This window comes from Xanthobacter autotrophicus, assembly GCF_029991245.1.
Taxonomy (GTDB): domain Bacteria; phylum Pseudomonadota; class Alphaproteobacteria; order Rhizobiales; family Xanthobacteraceae; genus Xanthobacter; species Xanthobacter autotrophicus_C.
The window spans coordinates 1-15,706 of sequence record NZ_JAIVFO010000110.1; the positions used below are offsets into that span (position 1 = coordinate 1).

Consider the following 15,706-nt stretch of genomic DNA (forward strand, 5'->3'; position numbering starts at 1 on the left):
GGGCGGGATGGTGCCCACATCCGTGAGCACCAGCACCGGCAGGCGCTGTTCCAGGAAGCGGTTGATGTTCTCGGTGGCCGATCCGGTCTCGGCCACGCGCAGGTCCGCATAGGGGCCGAGCGCCCGGGAGAGATAATAGGTCGGGGCGAGCAGCGGTTGGCCGGTATCCGTGCTGGTGCCGGAGACAAGGCCCACGGCCCGGCGCCGCCACCTTTTGTCGAGCAGTTGCACCACGCCTGCCGAGCGCTCGCCGGCGATGTCCAGCCGCGCAATCTCGTTGCGGATCTCCACCGGCATGTCGAAGCGGGCCTCGGCCTCGGTGGCGCCCTCGGGCAGGGTGAAGGCGGCTTCGCCCAGCGCGAGGCCGCGCATGTCATGGGCGGTGACCCGTCCGGCGCGGGGGCCGGCGCCTGCGGGGCGCAGCACCTTCACGGTGAGGGCCTCGGCGCCGTTCTCGGCACCGGCCAGGGCGAGGGGCGCGGCGACGCCGCCGCCCACCACCAGCAGCCGGCCGGCACCGTTGAGGGCGGCGAAGCCCTGGGCCAGCTCAGTGTCGGCACCGAGATCCACGGCGTCGGTGAGGAAGACGATGCCGGCCTGGGGCTCGTTGCCCAGCAGGCGCTGGGCCAGCGCCAGCGCGTCCTTGCGGGCCGGGCCATAGGGCACGGGCTCCAGCGAGCGCAGGCGATCGCGGGCGGCGGACGGGCTGAGCAGGGTGGCCTCGCGCGGCACGTCGCCGGTGGGGATCAAAGCGACGCCCCGCCCGTTGGTCTCCGCCTCGTCGATGAGGGCGGCGGCGGCGGCGCGGCGCGCCTCCCAGCTGGCGGCGGCCGGCCAGCCCTGGTCGATGATCAGCACCAGCGGCCCGCCGGAGGAGGGGCCGGCGGCAGGCGGGTTCAGGATGGGACCTGCGGCGGCGAGGATGATGAGCGCCGCCAGCAGCAGCCGCAGGGCGGTGAGCCACCACGGCGTGCGGGCCGCGCTCTCCTCCTTGGGGGTGATGCCGAGCAGCAGCCGCATGGGCGGAAAGGACACTTCCCGTGGCTTGGGCGGCACCACGCGCAGCAGGAACCACAGCAGCGGCAGGGCCACGAACGCGGTCAGCAGCAGCGGCGCGGAGAAGGCGAGGGGCAGGCCGAACATCAGGCGGGGCCTCCCGAAACGAAGGGATGGCCGCCGCCTTTAGGCGTCATGGCCGGGCCGCCACCGACGCCCATGCGGGCGTGCAGGGCGAGCAGAAGCTCGCTCGCCGGCCGGTCGGTGCGGTGGACGGCGAAGCTCCAGCCCAGCCGCTCGGCAGCGGCGCGGATGCGGGCGCGATGCTCCACCAGCTTCAGGTCATAATCGGTGCGCCAGCTTTCCGCCCGGCCCACGGTGAGCCGCGCGCCGCCCTCCGGCTCGCGGAACTCGATGCGGCCGGAGAAGGGAAAGGTCTCCTCGGCCGGATCGACGATCTGCACCACATGGCCGTGGGCGCCTGAGGCGGCCAGCGCATGAAGGGTTGCGGCCACCTCGTCCGCCGGGCTCCAGAAATCGCCCAGGAGGACCACTTCCGAGAGCGGGGAGGGGGCGAAGGCCGTTGGCAGGCTCGCGGGCAAGACGGGGGCCAGCACCACCGATTCCGCCATGCGCTCCACGATGCGCCGGGTCGCGGAGGGGCGCATCAGCTCGGGAATGCCCACCCGCTCGCCGCCCTTCACCAGAAGCTCGGCAAGGGCGAAGGCGACGATGAGCGCGCGGTCGCGTTTCGGCGCCTGGCCTTTGGAGGCGTAGAGCATGGAGGGGGAGAGGTCCGGCCAGATCCACACGGTGTGGGCGGCCTCCCACTCGCGCTCGCGCACATAGAGCACATCGTCGCGGGCGGAGCGGCGCCAGTCCACGCGGCTTGCCGGCTCGCCGTCCACGAAGCGGCGGTACTGCCAGAAATTCTCGCCGGACCCCGCACGCCGGCGGCCGTGCAGGCCATGCTGCACGCTCATGGCGATGCGGCGGGCTTCCAGCACCAGCCGCGGCATAGCTGCCGCAAGGCCCGCCGCGGCGAGGGCGGCGCTTTCGACGGAGCGGTGGGCGTCCTGCGCCACCTTGTCGGCCCGGTCCGCCGTCACCCGAGGCGCTCGGTGAGGCGGCGGATGATGTGCATGATGCTCTCGCCCTCCGCGCGGGCGGCGAAGGTGAGGGCCATGCGGTGCTTCAGCACCGGCTCGGCCAGCGCCACCACGTCGTCGAGGGAGGGGGCGTAGCGGCCGTCCAGCAGGGCGCGGGCACGCACGGCCAGCATCAGCGCCTGGCTGGCGCGGGGGCCGGGACCCCAGGCGATGTAGCGCTGTTCCGGCCCCTCGGCGCCGGGACGGGCCGAGCGCACCAAAGTGAGGATGGCCTCCACCACCGATTCGCCCACGGGCAGGCGGCGCACCAGGCGCTGGGCGGCGATGAGGTCGTCCACGCTCATGGCGGCGCGGGCCTTCTGCTCCTCGGCGGAGGTGGTCTCGAACAGGATGCGCCGTTCCGCGTCGCGGTCGGGATAATCCACGTCGATTTCCATCAGGAAGCGGTCGAGCTGCGCCTCGGGCAGGGGATAGGTGCCTTCCTGCTCCAGCGGGTTCTGGGTCGCGAGCACGTGGAAGGGCTTGGGCAGGTCGTGGCGCTCGCCGGCCACGGTCACATGGTATTCCTGCATGGCCTGGAGCAGGGCCGACTGGGTGCGCGGCGAGGCGCGGTTGATCTCATCAGCCATCAGCAGCTGGGCGAAGATGGGGCCCTTGATGAAGCGGAACGCCCGGCGCCCGCCGGCGCTCTCTTCCAGCACCTCGGCGCCGAGGATGTCGGAGGGCATCAGGTCCGGCGTGAACTGGACGCGGCGGGCGTCGAGGCCCAGCACCGTGCCCATGGTCTCCACCAGCTTGGTCTTGGCAAGGCCCGGCACGCCCACCAGCAGGGCGTGGCCCCCGGCGAGGATGGTGATGAGCGCCCGGTCCACCACGGCCTCCTGGCCAAAGATGACCGAGGAGATGGCGGTTCGCGCCGCTTTCACATGGGCCGCCGCGGCCTCCGCGTTGCGGATGATCATCTGGTCGAGGTCGAAGGTCTCGCCGGCAGCCGACATCTCAGCTTCTCCATAACGCAACGCGCCTGCGGGACAGGCTTGCCGCCAAAAGCGGCAATATAACGCCCCGACCCCAGGCCCGGCCCACATCCCGGATTTGACATAGCAAAGGTCGCGCCACCCGGACGCAGAGCTTACGATAAGATCGGCGGACATCGAACCCCGCTCCCGGTGCTCCGGGGTGCAGCGCACTCACGTCGTCGCGAGGCCGTTCCCCGAAAGGGACTTCGGCCGTGCGGGAGGGAAAATTCATGCCGGGCGAAGACCCGAAGGCCACACCTGCTCCCAATGCCCCTCCCGCCTCCGGCCGGCTCGAGGCGCTGATGGCGGCCGTGCGCGACGCCGGCGGGCGCGGCCCGGCGCCGGTGGAGAAGTGGGACCCGCCCGATTGTGGCGAGATGGACCTCGTCATCAAGGCGGACGGCAGCTGGCACTATATGGGAACGCCCATCGGCCGGCCGGCCCTGGTGCGCCTGTTCGCGTCGGTGCTTGCGCGGGAAGGCGAGCGCTATGTGCTGAAGACGCCGGTGGAGAAGGTGGGCCTCACGGTGGAGGACGCCCCCTTCCTCGCGGTGGAGATGGCGGTGGAGGATGCCGGGAATGGTGCGACGGAGAGCCGCACCCTGGTTTTTCGCACCAATCTGGACGATTTGGTGCACTGCGGCCCCGGTCACGCCTTGCGCTTTGCCCCCGGCAGCGCGCCCGGCCAGGTGGTGCCCTATGTTCACGTGCGGCGGGGCCTTGATGCGCGGCTGACCCGCGCCGTCCATCTTGACCTGATGGCCGAGGGAGAGGTGCGCGACGACGGCGGCGTCCCCATGTTCGGGGTTGCCTCGGCCGGTGTGTTCTACCCCATCCTGCCGGCGGCCGACCTGGATCTTTCCGAATGACGCGCCACACCCATGTGGACGTTCCCTCCATGACGGGAACAGCCGACGCCCTCTCCGATTTCCTCGCCCGCGCCGCGGCGCGCCTGTCCCCCGCGCCGCCGCCGTTCTATTCGCAGGCCGAATTCCTGGGCCTCAATGGCGACCACGCCCTCCAGCCGGAGAAGGCGAGCCTTGCGCCGGCGGCGACGCCCCGCCATGCGGCGGTGCTGGTTCCCGTGGTGGCGCGGCCCGAGCCGACCATTCTCCTCACCCTGCGGTCGTCGAACCTCTCCAACCATGCCGGGCAGGTGGCCTTTCCCGGTGGCCGGGTCGATCCCGGCGACCGGGATGAACTCGATGCCGCCTTGCGCGAGGCGCGGGAGGAAGTGGGGCTCGAATCACACCTCGTCCGGCCGCTCGGCTATCTCGACGGCTACCTCTCCGGCACCGGATTCTGGATCACGCCGGTGGTGGGCCTCGTGGATCCCTCTTACGTCCTGACCCTCAACCCGGCGGAGGTCGACGAGGCGTTCGAGGTGCCGCTCGGCTTCCTCATGAGCCCGCGCAACCACGAGCGCCAGTCGCGCGAGTGGAAGGGCACGCTGCGCCATTTCTATGTCATGCCCTATGAAGGGCGGAACATCTGGGGGGCGACCGCGGGCATGCTGCGCAACCTCTACGAAAAGGTCTACGCCTGATGCTGCGCAGCTTCCTCGTTGAGTTCGCGCTGTTCCTGACGCCGTTCGTGCTTTATGGCGCGCTGCTCCTCGCCACCAAGGGCTCGGTGGTGCCCGAGCACTGGTCGCCGCGCGCCCTCGCGCTGGTGGTGGCGGCGGCCCTGGTTCTGGTGATTGCCGGCCTGTTCGTGTTCGAGCATGGCCACATGGCCCCGCCCGGCAGCCGCTATGTGCCCGCCCAGATGAAGGATGGGGTGTTCGTGCCGGGGCGTTTCGAATGAGCCTCTCCATCGTCGGCGCGCCGTTCTGGCGCACGCCCGGCCTCATGGCCGTGCTGGCCGCGCTCAATGCGGACGGGGAGGAGGCGCGCGTGGTGGGCGGCGCGGTGCGCAACACCCTCCTCGGCCTGCCCGTATCGGACGTGGACATCGCCACCACCGCCGTTCCCGAGGTGGTGGTCGAGCGGGCGCGCAAGGCGGGCCTGAAGCCGGTGCCCACCGGCATCGAGCATGGCACCGTGACCGTGGTGGCGGACCACCACGCCTTCGAGGTCACCACCCTGCGCGAGGACATGGAGACCGACGGCCGCCGCGCGGTGGTGCGATTCGGCCGCAGCTGGCTGCATGATGCCGAGCGGCGCGACTTCACCCTCAACGCCCTCTATGCGACGGCGGACGGGGCGGTGGTGGACCTGGTGGGCGGCCTGTCGGATCTCACCGCCCGGCGCATTCGCTTCATCGGCGACCCGCAGGCGCGCATCCGCGAGGATTACCTGCGCATCCTGCGCCTGTTCCGCTTCCATGCGGCCTATGGCGCAGGTCCCGTGGACCGGGAGGCGTTCATCGCCAGCGTGCGCCGCCGGGCGGGCCTTCTCACCCTGTCGCGGGAGCGGGTGCGGGCGGAAATGTTGAAGCTGCTGGTGGCGCCCGGGGCCGCCGCGACGCTCGCCGTCATGAGCGATGCGGGCTTGCTCCAGCCGCTGATCGGCGGCATCGCGGACGTTCGGGCCTTCACGCGGCTCGCGGCGCTGGAGCGGGCGTGGCAGGCGAAGCCCGACGCGATCCGTCGGCTTGCGGCCCTGGCGGTGCGGGTCACCGACGATGCGGCGCGCCTGCGCGAGCGGCTGCGGCTGTCAAATGCGGAGGCCCGCCGGCTCGAGGCCCTGTCCGCGACCGTGCCGGACCTGCCCGACGCTCAGGCCGTGCGCGCGTTTCTCTACCGGGACGGGGTGGATGCCGCCCTCGACCGGGCATTGCTCGCCGCCGCCCATGGCCGCGGGGGGATGGAGGCGGTCGCTGCCATGGCGGCAGCCTGGACACCGCCGCGCCCGCCCTTCGCTGCTGCCGACCTGATGGCGCTGGGCCTCACCCCCGGCCGCGCCCTCGGCGCGGCACTGGCGCGGGCCGAGGCCCGATGGATCGCCGCCGATTTTCCGACCGATCCCACCGCCGTCTCCGGCCTTCTCGCGGATGCGGCCAAGGCGTCTTCCGGCGCCTGAGCGCACCCCGCTCGGCGCCGGCCAAAGACCGGGACCGCTGCTATCAGTCCTCGTCTTCTTCTTCTTCGTCTTCCTCTTCTTCCTCTTCCTCGAAGTCGGCGGCTTCGAGCTTCTCGAGGGCGATGACCGGAAGGGTGTGGGTGCGGAAGGCGTCGTCCTCCTCCGCGTACCAGACCACGGACACTTCGGTTTCCGACGCCGTCACCACAGTGAGGGCCGGGCTGCCGGACTTGAGCTGCACGATGTCTCCGGGCGCGAACGCCATGGCTTCAGTCTCCCGCTGTCGTCGATGCGCGACGCCGCTGGGGCCAGCCTTAGCCGGCGTTCATGACGGGCCGATCACGGCCACTTCACCACCGGCGGCATGGAGGAGAGAATCGAATCCACGTTGCCGCCGGTCTTCAGGCCGAAAATGGTGCCGCGATCGTACAGCAGGTTGAATTCCACATAGCGTCCGCGCCGCACCAGCTGTTCCTCGCGGTCCGCCTCGCTCCAGGGCTGGCCCATGTTGGCCCGCACCAGCCGGGGATAGATGTCGAGGAAGGCGAGCCCCACGTCGCGGGTGAAGGCCAGATCCTCCGCCCACGTGCCGGTGCCGGACGAGGCGCTGTCGAGATAGTCGTAGAAGATGCCGCCGATGCCGCGCATCTCATTGCGGTGCTTCAGAAAGAAATAGTCGTCGCACCACGTCTTGTAGCGCTCGTAGTCGGCCACCGGATGGGCGGCGCAGGCATCGCGCATAGCGCCGTGGAAGGCCATCGTGTCCGGATCGTCCTGGGTGCGGCGGCGGTCGAGCACGGGGGTGAGGTCGGCGCCGCCGCCGAACCACGCCTTGGTGGTGACCACGAAGCGCGTGTTCATATGCACCGCCGGCACGTTCGGGTTCGCCATGTGGGCGATGAGGGAGATGCCCGACGCCCAGAAGCGCGGGTCCTCCGCCGCGCCGGGGATCTGGCTGCGGAATTCCGGCGCGAACTCGCCGAACACGGTGGAGGTGTGAACTCCCACCTTCTCGAACAGGCGTCCGCGCATGAGCGCCATGGTGCCGCCGCCGCCGGGCGCGCCGGTATGGTCGGTGCGCGACCAGGGGGTGCGGGCGAATCGGCCGGGCGCGCCGGGATGGAGCGCGCCGTCGGCCTCATCCTCCAGCGCCTCGAAGGCGGCGATGATGCGGCCCTGGAGGTCCTCGAACCAGGCGCGGGCGCGGCTGCGGCGCTCCTGAAGGATGGCTTCCGTTTGGGGCGCAACGGCTGTGTCGGGCGCTGAAGTCGAAGGGCACATGGGGGGCGCTCCGCCTGTCTTGATCTCTCGTGGATCAGATTTTCTTGGATCAGACTTTTATCGCCTCGGCATGGCGGAAGAAAGCAAAGCGGGCAAGCGCCGGGCTCAATCCGGCAGCCCGCCGGTCTGGCGCAGCGCCTCGGCCAGCGCGATGCCCGCGCTCACCGCCACGTTGAGGGACCGCACCCCGGCCCGCATGGGAATGCGCAGCCGGGCGTCCGCCGCGGCATGGACGCTCTCGGGCACGCCCGCCGATTCCCGGCCGAACAGCAGCACATCGTCGGGCCGGAAGCGGAAGCCGAACAGCGGCTCGGCGCCGTGGGTGGTGAACAGCACCAGGCGCTGGCTTGCGGCCCGGCGGGCGCCGTCGAAGGCCTCGAACGAGGCATGCCGCCGCCATGTGACCTGATCAATGTAATCCATCCCGGCGCGGCGGAAGCCCGCATCACCCACCGGAAAGCCGGCGGGCTCGATGAGATGCACCTCAACGCCAAGGCAGGCCCCGGTGCGCAGGCAGGTGCCTGCATTTTGGGCAATATCAGGACAGTAGAGGGCGAGAATCATGCGAGGCCGGGCCTTTCGCGCGTTTGCCGGCAACGGCGGGCGAGACGGTGGACACCATTTGCGCAGGGCCCGCAAGACTGATCGGACGGGGCGCATTATGGCAGGACCGCGTGCCGCACGGCCACGATCTGGACAAGATGGGGCGGGGGTGCAATTAGAGGCCCTTGAAAGTGGCGCCGCATGGGCTCGTGCGACGCCACATCGCGTGTGGCTTGCTATCCCCTGGATTGCGGGCGCGCGCCGAGACGACAACAGATCGGGGACTGCGCCGTGGCACATACGGAGACGTCGGACACGACGACGCGTCGGGATTTCCTCTACATCGCCACGGGTGCGGTGGGTGCCGTCGGGGCCGCCGCGATGGTGTGGCCGTTCATCTCCCAGCTGCAGCCCGATGCCTCGGTGCTCGCGCTCTCCACCACCGAAGTGGATATCGCGCCCATCGCCGAAGGCCAGATCGTGACCGTTCAGTGGCGCGGCAAGCCCATCTTCATTTCCCATCGCACCGCGGCGGAGATCAAGTCGGCGCAGGACGTGCCCCTCTCCGCGCTGCCCGACCCCCAGCCCGACCAGGACCGCGTGAAGGCGGGCAAGGACCAGTGGCTGGTGGTGATCGGCATCTGCACCCACCTCGGCTGCGTGCCGCTGGGCCACCAGGGCCAGTACAACGGCTGGTTCTGCCCCTGCCACGGCTCGGTCTACGACACGTCGGGCCGCATCCGGCAGGGACCCGCGCCGCTCAATCTGGCGCTCCCGCCCTACACTTTCACATCCGACACCAAGATCGTGATCGGCTGACGCGCGCATCGTCGCCGCTATCAAAAAGGTTGGACCCATGGAAGGACATTCCACCTACCAGCCCAAGGGGAAGGTCGCGCAGTGGTTCGAAAGCCGCTTGCCGATCGTCGGGCTGATTCATTCCTCGGCCATCGCCTATCCGGTGCCGAAGAATCTCAATTACATGTGGACCTTCGGTGCGATCCTGAGCTTGATGCTGGTCTGCCAGATCATCTCCGGCGTGGTGCTCGCCATGCACTACGTGGCCTATGCGCCGGTGGCCTTCGAGCGCGTCGAGCACATCATGCGCGACGTGAGCTATGGCTGGCTGATCCGCTACATCCACGCCAACGGCGCCTCTATGTTCTTCATAGCGGTCTACATCCACATGTTCCGCGGCATGTATTACGGGTCCTACAAGGCCCCCCGCGAGGTGCTGTGGATCCTCGGCGTGATCATCTACCTGCTCATGATGGCGACAGGCTTCATGGGCTACGTGCTGCCCTGGGGCCAGATGTCCTTCTGGGGCGCCACCGTGATCACCAACCTGTTCTCGGCCATCCCGCTGGTGGGTGAGACCATCGTGCAGTGGCTCTGGGGCGGCTACTCGGTGGGTGCGCCCACGCTGAACCGCTTCTTCTCGCTCCACTACCTGCTGCCGTTCATGATCGCCGGCGTGGTGGGTCTGCACATCTGGGCGTTGCACCATGTGGGCCAGAACAACCCCGACGGTGTCGACATCAAGAATGTCGCGAAGGACACGGTGGCCTTCACCCCCTACGCGACCATCAAGGACACCTTCGCCATGGTGGTGTTCCTGATCTTCTTCTCCTGGTTCATCTTCTACATTCCGAACTATCTCGGCCACTCGGACAACTACATCCCGGCCAACCCGCTTGCGACCCCGGCCCACATCGTGCCCGAATGGTATTACCTGCCGTTCTACGCGATCCTGCGCTCGGTTCCGGACAAGCTCGGCGGCGTGCTGGCCATGTTCGCGGCCATTGCGGTGCTGGCCTTCCTGCCCTGGCTCGACACCTCCAAGGTGCGCTCGGCCAAGTATCGCCCGCTGTTCCGGCAGTTCTTCTGGGTGTTCGTGGTGGTGGCTGTCGGCCTCGGCTATCTCGGCTCGCAGCCGGCCGAGGGCGGCTACGTCATCGCCTCGCGCATCTTCACCATCTATTACTTCGCCCACTTCCTCGTCATCCTGCCGCTGCTCGGCCTGTTCGAACGCCCGAAGCCCGTGCCGGCCTCCATCGCGGATGCCGTCCTCGCCAAGAGTAAGGGCGGAGCGGTGGTGGTTGCCGGCGCGGCCGGTCCCGAGACCAAGTGAGCCGGCGCGGAGAGAACAGCAATGACCATTCGTAGCAGTCTCTTCGGTGCCGTTGCGGCGGCGCTCCTTCTGGCCTCGGGCACGTCCGGCGCCTTGGCGGCGGAAGGCGGCGGTCATGACAACCGTCCGCACCGCCTGTCCTGGTCGTTCGCAGGTCCCTTCGGCACCTACGATCGCGGCCAGCTCCAGCGCGGCTTCAAGGTGTTCAAGGAGGTGTGCAGCGCCTGCCACTCCGCGAACTACCTCTACTTCCGCAACCTGGCTGCGCCCGGCGGCCCCGGCTTCACCGAGGCCCAGGCCAAGCAGGTGGCGAGCGAGTACCAGATCACCGACGGGCCGAACGACGCCGGCGACATGTTCCAGCGTCCCGGCCGCCTGTCGGACCACTGGCCGGCGCCGTTCCCCAACGACAATGCGGCCCGCGCGGCCAACGGCGGTGCGTACCCGCCGGACTTCTCCGTGCTCGCCAAGGCCCGCTCGTACCACGTGGGCTTCCCCGGCTTCATCACCGACGCCTTCATCCAGTACCAGGAGCATGGGGTGGACTACATCCACGCGCTGCTCACCGGTTACGAGGATGCGCCGGCCGGCGTGCATCTCCAGCCGGGCCTGAACTACAACCGGTATTTCCCGGGCAACCAGATCGCCATGCCGAAGCCGATCAGCGACGGCCAGGTGGAATATCCGGACGGTGCACCGCAAACGGTGGATCAGTATTCCAGCGACGTTGCCGCCTTCATGATGTGGGTGGCGGAGCCTCACCTGGAAGAGCGCAAGCGCATCGGCTTCCAGGTGATGATCTTCCTCATCGTCCTGTCCGGCCTGCTCTACTTCACCAAGAAGAAGGTGTGGCAGCACGTGGCGCACTGAGTGCAAACCTGTCCAGCGCGATCAAGGGCCCTTCGGGGCCCTTTTTCTTTGGCGGGTCGCCGGGGCGGCAACCACCTGGTGTGTCCGCGATCATGCCACGCCATTGCACGACCGAGGATGGCGGGGGCGGGCGCGGGCCGCGGTTCTGCCCCCTCGTGGGGGGATTGCCGCATCAACATGCTTTTCCGCTGGCGGATCGCGCTTTAAGGAAGCGCACCCCAATCCCGGAGCGCCTGATGTCACCCGCCGATTTCGCTGCCAGCATCCGCACCATTCCGGACTATCCCAAGCCGGGCATCCTGTTCCGCGACATCACCACCCTGCTCGGCGACGCCCGGGCCTTCCGCCGGGCGGTGGACGAACTGGTGCAGCCCTGGGCGGGCGCCAAGATCGACAAGGTGGCGGGCATCGAGGCGCGCGGCTTCATCCTCGGCGGGGCGGTGGCGCACCAGCTCTCCGCCGGTTTCGTGCCTATCCGCAAGAAGGGCAAGCTGCCCCACCAGACGGTGCGCATGGCCTACGCCCTCGAATATGGCGAGGACGAAATCGAGATGCATGTGGATGCCGTCACGCCCGGCGAGCGCGTGCTGCTGGTGGACGATCTCGTCGCCACGGGCGGCACTGCCACCGGCGCGGTGAAGCTGCTTCAGACCTGTGGCGCGGTGGTGGAGGCCGCCTGCTTCATCGTCGACCTGCCGGACCTCGGGGGGGCGGAGAAGCTGAGGCTCGCGGGCGTGTCGGTGCGCACGCTGGTGTCCTTCTCCGGCCATTGAGGGCGAGCCGCGTCAGATCAGCCGCAGCCCCTTCAGGCTCGCACGCCCGTCTTTGCCGACGATGATGTGGTCGTGCACCTCGATGCCGAGGGGCTTGGCCACGTCGATGATCCGGCGCGTCATGTGGATGTCGGCGCGCGACGGCGTCGGGCCGCCGGACGGGTGATTGTGGCTCAACCTGGGAAATTATATAACTTTATTAATATCAATATGTTATTTCGCATCAAGGGTGAGGTGTGCCGGTATCGGGTGTCTGTAACTCGCGCCAATCCGTGCCGATCCCGGTGCGACCCGCGCATCCGCCTGGCCATGGATGCAGAATTGTCGCCGGCGAGGCTTCGGCATATCCGGCTTCTGTCCCCGGCAGGCGGGCGCCTTCAGCGCCTGCCGAGGCGGGCGGCGAGGCGGCTGACCTCGGCATTGTCCGGCTGCAGGGCCGAGAGGCGGCTGACGAGTTGCCGCGCGCGAGTGATGTTCCCGGCTGCCAGGGCTTCGTTCAGCACCAGCCCGATCAGCGCCGGATCGTTCGGGTTGCGCTCCAGCCCTTGCTCGGCAAGCTCCATCGCTTCGGATCGCCGGCCGAGCGATTGCAGGGCGATCACCTCCACGTAGGCATAGCGGGCTTGCGCGGGTGCCAAGGCGCGCGCCTTGGCAAGTTCCCCCAAGGCCTCGTCGTAGCGCCGCTGGCGCACCAGGGCGAGGCCGAGCGCGTGGTGCAGCGACGCGTCGGGACGTATGGCGAGGCCCTCCCTCAGCACGGCTTCGGATTGCCCTTCGCGCCCCTCGCTTCGATACAGATCCGCCAGATTGACGCGCAAAGGGGCGAAGGTCGGGTCGAGCCTGAGTCCGGCGCGGAACTCGGCTTCCGCCCCGGTGGCATCGCCGCGTCGCAGGAGGAAGATACCGAGATTGGCCCTGGCATCGGGCCGGTCGGCATTGAGCCTCTGGGCGGCTTCATATTCGGCGAGAGCGGAGAGGAAGCGGCCGCGCTCCGGCTCTGCCAGTTGCTCGATCGGCATGTCGGCAAGCAACTCAGCCGCCTCCAGCCGCACGGCCGTGGAGGGATCCGCCAGAAGCGGCGCGGCGCGGCGCCAGCGCTCGTCGCGCGGGAGGCCGGCCTGCGCGCGCAATGCCGCCACCCGGACCATGGGATCGGGATCGGCAAGAGCGTGCCGCATCGCTTCATCGCTCGCCCGGGCAGGGAATTGCGCAAGCTCGCTGACGGCTGTCGCCCGAACGAGGCCCGGCGCATCCCCATCCTGCGCCAGGCGCACCAGGGCGGCGCGGGCTTCGGCGGCACCCATGCGCGCGTCATGCAAGGCAGGCCCCCAGGTCTGGAAGCCCTTGCGCTCCGGCCCGTGCCAACGCTCGACAGCAGCCGCAGCCCAGCCGGCGGACTTGTCGGCGTGGCAGTCGCTGCAGGCGTTGGGCGTGCCCAGCCGAACCGACAGATCGGGACGCGGAATGCGGAAGGAATGGTCATGGCGCGCGTCGACCACCATGTAGGTACCCCTCGGCATGTGGCAGCCGATGCAGTCGGGCGCGCCCGGCCCCGGCGCGTGGCCGGTGTGGCTCTGGCTGGCGAAGCGTTCGGGCAGGTGACACTGGCCGCACACGGCGGCGCCCGGCGCCTTCAGGGCCGCGGTGTGCGGGTCGTGGCAGTCGGTGCAACTCACCCCGCGCCGGTACATCAGGCTCTGCTTGAAGGCGTGGTCGTTGAACACCTCGTCCTGGTTCTGGCCGTCCGCCGTGAAGAGACCCTCGTCCAGCAGCACGGGCATATGGGTCTGCGTCAACGCCTGACCGGGCTGCCAGTTCTCCGAAAAGGCGCCGCGCCGGGCATGGCAGCGCGCGCAGGTTTCCACCCCGTCGCCGGCCGGCCGTGCCACGCCCTGCGCAGGGCTGCCGGAGTTCGGGGCAGGGGTCCAGTCCGCCGGCGGCCGGAGCGCCGCGGCGCTGGCGAAGCCGGCATGAGGCGTCGCGGGATCGCGGGCTCCGCTCGCCCAGGCGACGTGGCTGGCACCCGCGCCGTGGCAACTCTCGCAGCCGACGCTGATTTCGGAGAAATGGGTATCGAAACGGTCTTGGGCTGCATCGTAGGTCTTGCGCAGCGCCGTGGAGTGGCATTCGGCGCACATATGGTTCCAGTTCTGCTGCGGCCCGGTCCAGAACAAGGGATCGCCGGGCATGGGCGCGTCATTGCCATAGAGATGGAACCAGCGCTGGCCCCCTTCGGAGGTCGGGCGCGTGTCGTAGGCGAAGGGCAGGGCCTGGACCCGCCCGTCCGGCATGGCGACCAGATATTGCTGAAGCGGGTAAAGCCCGAAGGTATAGGCAATGGAGTAGACCGATGGTTTCCCGTCGGAACCGGCGATCTCGACGCGGTAGCTCGTCCCATCCCGGAAGAAGCGCGCGCTGGCGGGGCCGTTGCCGACCTGCGCCCCGTCGAAGCGGCCCTTGACGGTTGCTTCGGTGGGAAGGCTCATGGCACCGGAATGCTGGGACGCGAGCCACGCCTTGCCTTCGGTAGCGTGACAACCCGCGCAGGCTACCGAGCCCACATAGCCCTCCGGGGCATGCGGCGTCAGCGCGCCGATGCCGCCGGATGCAAGCTCGGCATTTGCGGCGACCGCAATGGAGGAAGACCTGCTGGCTTCCCGCATGGCTCCGACGAGCCAGATCACGCAGGCGGCGAGGAGCCCGGCGAGCACCGCCGACAGGACACTCCTGACATGCATCCTTCTACCTGCCTTTTGCCAACACAGATGAAATCGCGGGAAGTTTCCCTCCGCAATCGGCACTACACTCATGGACAGGTGGGCTCAACCTCTTAGCACATCGGGCAATATTGCGCATGGACGGCCCTGCGGGGCTGCCCTTGGCCGCAGGCACGTCGCGGCTTTGGCGTCCGCCGCGGTGCTACTTACCAAGGTTGGCCTGCTTCATTGAACGTGAAGGTTCGCTTCCAGTCGAGGCACCAGTCTCTGCTCCTGTGAAGGGTTTCGGATGCCGGCCCGATCACGACGGTGAGGCTGGTCTCCGTCAGCGGGGCGAGATCGCCGAAGAAGGCGAGCCGGCCGGGGGCTCTCCAAAGGTTGAGAAACCCCGCGATGGTCCGCCCGCCTATGCCACGCGCCACATCGAAAACATCCAAACGCCGGTCATGCCGGATGGTCGCCGCGGCAGCGCAATCATCTGCTTCAGGGCGATCAGCAGGTTTTGTTAGGTCCTCTAAGTGGTTCTGCGCGCGGGCGCATCCTCTAATTAGAGGACATGAAGTGGTACCCGTAATCGCCTACCCTTTCGGCATATCGCAAATCGTGTTCGTCGCGATGGGTAAGCCTTGGGGGGTGGGGTCATGTCTGCGCGTCGGGAAACCGCTACCGGGGAGGGGCGGCGCGGCTGCTGCATCGTCCTGAAGGATCGCACGTCCGGAACGGGTGCCGGCGCGGGGATTTTACCCCGTCGCATATGGCTGGCCGGGGCGTCGCTGCTTTGCCTCATCGCCGTCGCGGGGGCCGTTCCGATCGATTGCGCGCGAGCCCAGACCTTCGGCGGAAACGGCGGGGCCGGCAAAGACCAGGTGCCCGGCGGTGCCGGCGGTGCCTATGGCGTGGCCGGGGCCGACGCCGAAGACGGCAAAAGCGGCGGCGGCGGCGGCGGCGTGGGCGCCGCAGGTGGCAAAGGCCTTCTTGGAGGCGGCGCGGCCGGCACAGACGGCGGTGGCGATGGCGGGCAAGGGGAAGGCTTTGGCGGCTCCGCCGGCGGCGGCGGCGGCGGCGGCACCTTCCTGACCACCGGCGCCGACCAGCAGGTGACGACCGCCGCGACGGGTGGCCAGGGTGGCAGCGGGGGGTCGAGTCGCCATGGATCGGCTGACATCACTAGCAGCGGCGGCGGGGGAGGCGCCGGTGGCTTCGGTATCGTCACGACGGCGCCTCTTACCCTCGACGTTTCCGCC

General features: G+C 69.1%; 15 protein-coding genes and 2 pseudogenes. 9 read left to right on the forward strand and 8 right to left on the reverse strand.

What is annotated here, in order from left to right; all coding sequences use genetic code 11:
* The 3 genes from K9U41_RS16725 to K9U41_RS16735 all read right to left on the reverse strand — a co-directional run.
* A partial coding sequence (locus K9U41_RS16725; protein WP_282642013.1) for a BatA domain-containing protein occupies positions 1-1,143 on the reverse strand: 1,143 nt, incomplete at its 3' end.
* Positions 1,143-2,105, reverse strand: coding sequence for a DUF58 domain-containing protein (locus K9U41_RS16730; RefSeq protein ID WP_432715816.1), 963 nt, complete (start codon positions 2,103-2,105; stop codon positions 1,143-1,145). The genes K9U41_RS16730 and K9U41_RS16725, both read right to left, overlap by 1 nt.
* Complete coding sequence (locus tag K9U41_RS16735; protein WP_282642015.1) at positions 2,102-3,103, reverse strand: AAA family ATPase; 1,002 nt, start codon at positions 3,101-3,103, stop codon at positions 2,102-2,104. The genes K9U41_RS16730 and K9U41_RS16735 overlap by 4 nt, the downstream gene beginning before the upstream one ends.
* A gap of 251 nt (positions 3,104-3,354) precedes the next feature.
* Between K9U41_RS16735 and K9U41_RS16740 the strand changes: the two genes are divergently transcribed.
* From K9U41_RS16740 to K9U41_RS16755, 4 genes are read left to right on the forward strand one after another with little or no spacing between them, the layout of a single operon-like run.
* The gene (locus tag K9U41_RS16740; RefSeq protein WP_282642016.1) at positions 3,355-3,993 is read left to right on the forward strand and encodes a DUF1285 domain-containing protein; all 639 of its coding nucleotides are present in this window, start codon (positions 3,355-3,357) and stop codon (positions 3,991-3,993) included.
* The gene (locus K9U41_RS16745; protein WP_282642017.1) at positions 3,990-4,670 is read left to right on the forward strand and encodes a CoA pyrophosphatase; all 681 of its coding nucleotides are present in this window, start codon (positions 3,990-3,992) and stop codon (positions 4,668-4,670) included. Before K9U41_RS16740 ends, K9U41_RS16745 begins: the two co-directional genes overlap by 4 nt.
* On the forward strand, positions 4,670-4,930 hold the full coding sequence (locus K9U41_RS16750) for a DUF6111 family protein (RefSeq protein ID WP_282642018.1): 261 nt from the start codon (positions 4,670-4,672) through the stop codon (positions 4,928-4,930). Before K9U41_RS16745 ends, K9U41_RS16750 begins: the two co-directional genes overlap by 1 nt.
* Positions 4,927-6,147 carry a CCA tRNA nucleotidyltransferase gene (locus K9U41_RS16755; protein ID WP_282642019.1) on the forward strand — a complete coding sequence of 407 codons (1,221 nt, stop codon included), beginning with the start codon at positions 4,927-4,929 and terminating at the stop codon, positions 6,145-6,147. The genes K9U41_RS16750 and K9U41_RS16755 overlap by 4 nt, the downstream gene beginning before the upstream one ends.
* A gap of 43 nt (positions 6,148-6,190) precedes the next feature.
* Here K9U41_RS16755 and K9U41_RS16760 read toward each other — a convergent pair whose 3' ends face one another.
* The 3 genes from K9U41_RS16760 to K9U41_RS16770 all read right to left on the reverse strand — a co-directional run bounded on the left by K9U41_RS16760 (position 6,191) and on the right by K9U41_RS16770 (position 7,992).
* The gene (locus K9U41_RS16760; RefSeq protein WP_282642020.1) at positions 6,191-6,412 is read right to left on the reverse strand and encodes a YodC family protein; all 222 of its coding nucleotides are present in this window, start codon (positions 6,410-6,412) and stop codon (positions 6,191-6,193) included.
* A gap of 74 nt (positions 6,413-6,486) precedes the next feature.
* Positions 6,487-7,428 carry an oxygen-dependent coproporphyrinogen oxidase gene (gene hemF / locus K9U41_RS16765; RefSeq protein ID WP_282642021.1) on the reverse strand — a complete coding sequence of 314 codons (942 nt, stop codon included), beginning with the start codon at positions 7,426-7,428 and terminating at the stop codon, positions 6,487-6,489.
* Between the two features lie 105 nt (positions 7,429-7,533).
* Positions 7,534-7,992 (reverse strand): tRNA (cytidine(34)-2'-O)-methyltransferase, encoded by a 459-nt coding sequence (locus K9U41_RS16770; protein WP_282642022.1) that lies wholly within the window; start codon positions 7,990-7,992, stop codon positions 7,534-7,536.
* 270 nt (positions 7,993-8,262) lie between these two features.
* Here K9U41_RS16770 and petA point away from each other — a divergent pair, with 270 nt between their 5' ends.
* From petA to K9U41_RS16790, 4 genes are all read left to right on the forward strand, one after another.
* Positions 8,263-8,790, forward strand: a complete 528-nt coding sequence (gene petA / locus K9U41_RS16775) for a ubiquinol-cytochrome c reductase iron-sulfur subunit (RefSeq protein ID WP_282642023.1) — start codon at positions 8,263-8,265, stop codon at positions 8,788-8,790.
* 37 nt (positions 8,791-8,827) lie between these two features.
* A complete protein-coding gene (locus tag K9U41_RS16780) occupies positions 8,828-10,102 on the forward strand; it encodes a cytochrome b (protein WP_282642024.1) in 1,275 nt (424 codons plus the stop codon).
* A gap of 21 nt (positions 10,103-10,123) precedes the next feature.
* Complete coding sequence (locus K9U41_RS16785; protein WP_282642025.1) at positions 10,124-10,972, forward strand: cytochrome c1; 849 nt, start codon at positions 10,124-10,126, stop codon at positions 10,970-10,972.
* 236 nt (positions 10,973-11,208) lie between these two features.
* Positions 11,209-11,745, forward strand: a complete 537-nt coding sequence (locus K9U41_RS16790; RefSeq protein ID WP_282642026.1) for an adenine phosphoribosyltransferase — start codon at positions 11,209-11,211, stop codon at positions 11,743-11,745.
* A gap of 12 nt (positions 11,746-11,757) precedes the next feature.
* On the opposite strand, the pseudogene K9U41_RS16795 reads toward K9U41_RS16790, so the two are convergent.
* Together K9U41_RS16795 and K9U41_RS16800 are read right to left on the reverse strand one after the other, a co-directional pair.
* Positions 11,758-11,922 (reverse strand): annotated as a pseudogene (locus K9U41_RS16795) (JAB domain-containing protein); the annotation flags it as partial.
* 200 nt (positions 11,923-12,122) lie between these two features.
* Positions 12,123-14,483 (reverse strand): tetratricopeptide repeat protein, encoded by a 2,361-nt coding sequence (locus K9U41_RS16800; protein WP_282642027.1) that lies wholly within the window; start codon positions 14,481-14,483, stop codon positions 12,123-12,125.
* Between the two features lie 620 nt (positions 14,484-15,103).
* Here K9U41_RS16800 and K9U41_RS16805 point away from each other — a divergent pair.
* Positions 15,104-15,706, forward strand: a pseudogene (locus K9U41_RS16805) (hypothetical protein); the annotation flags it as partial.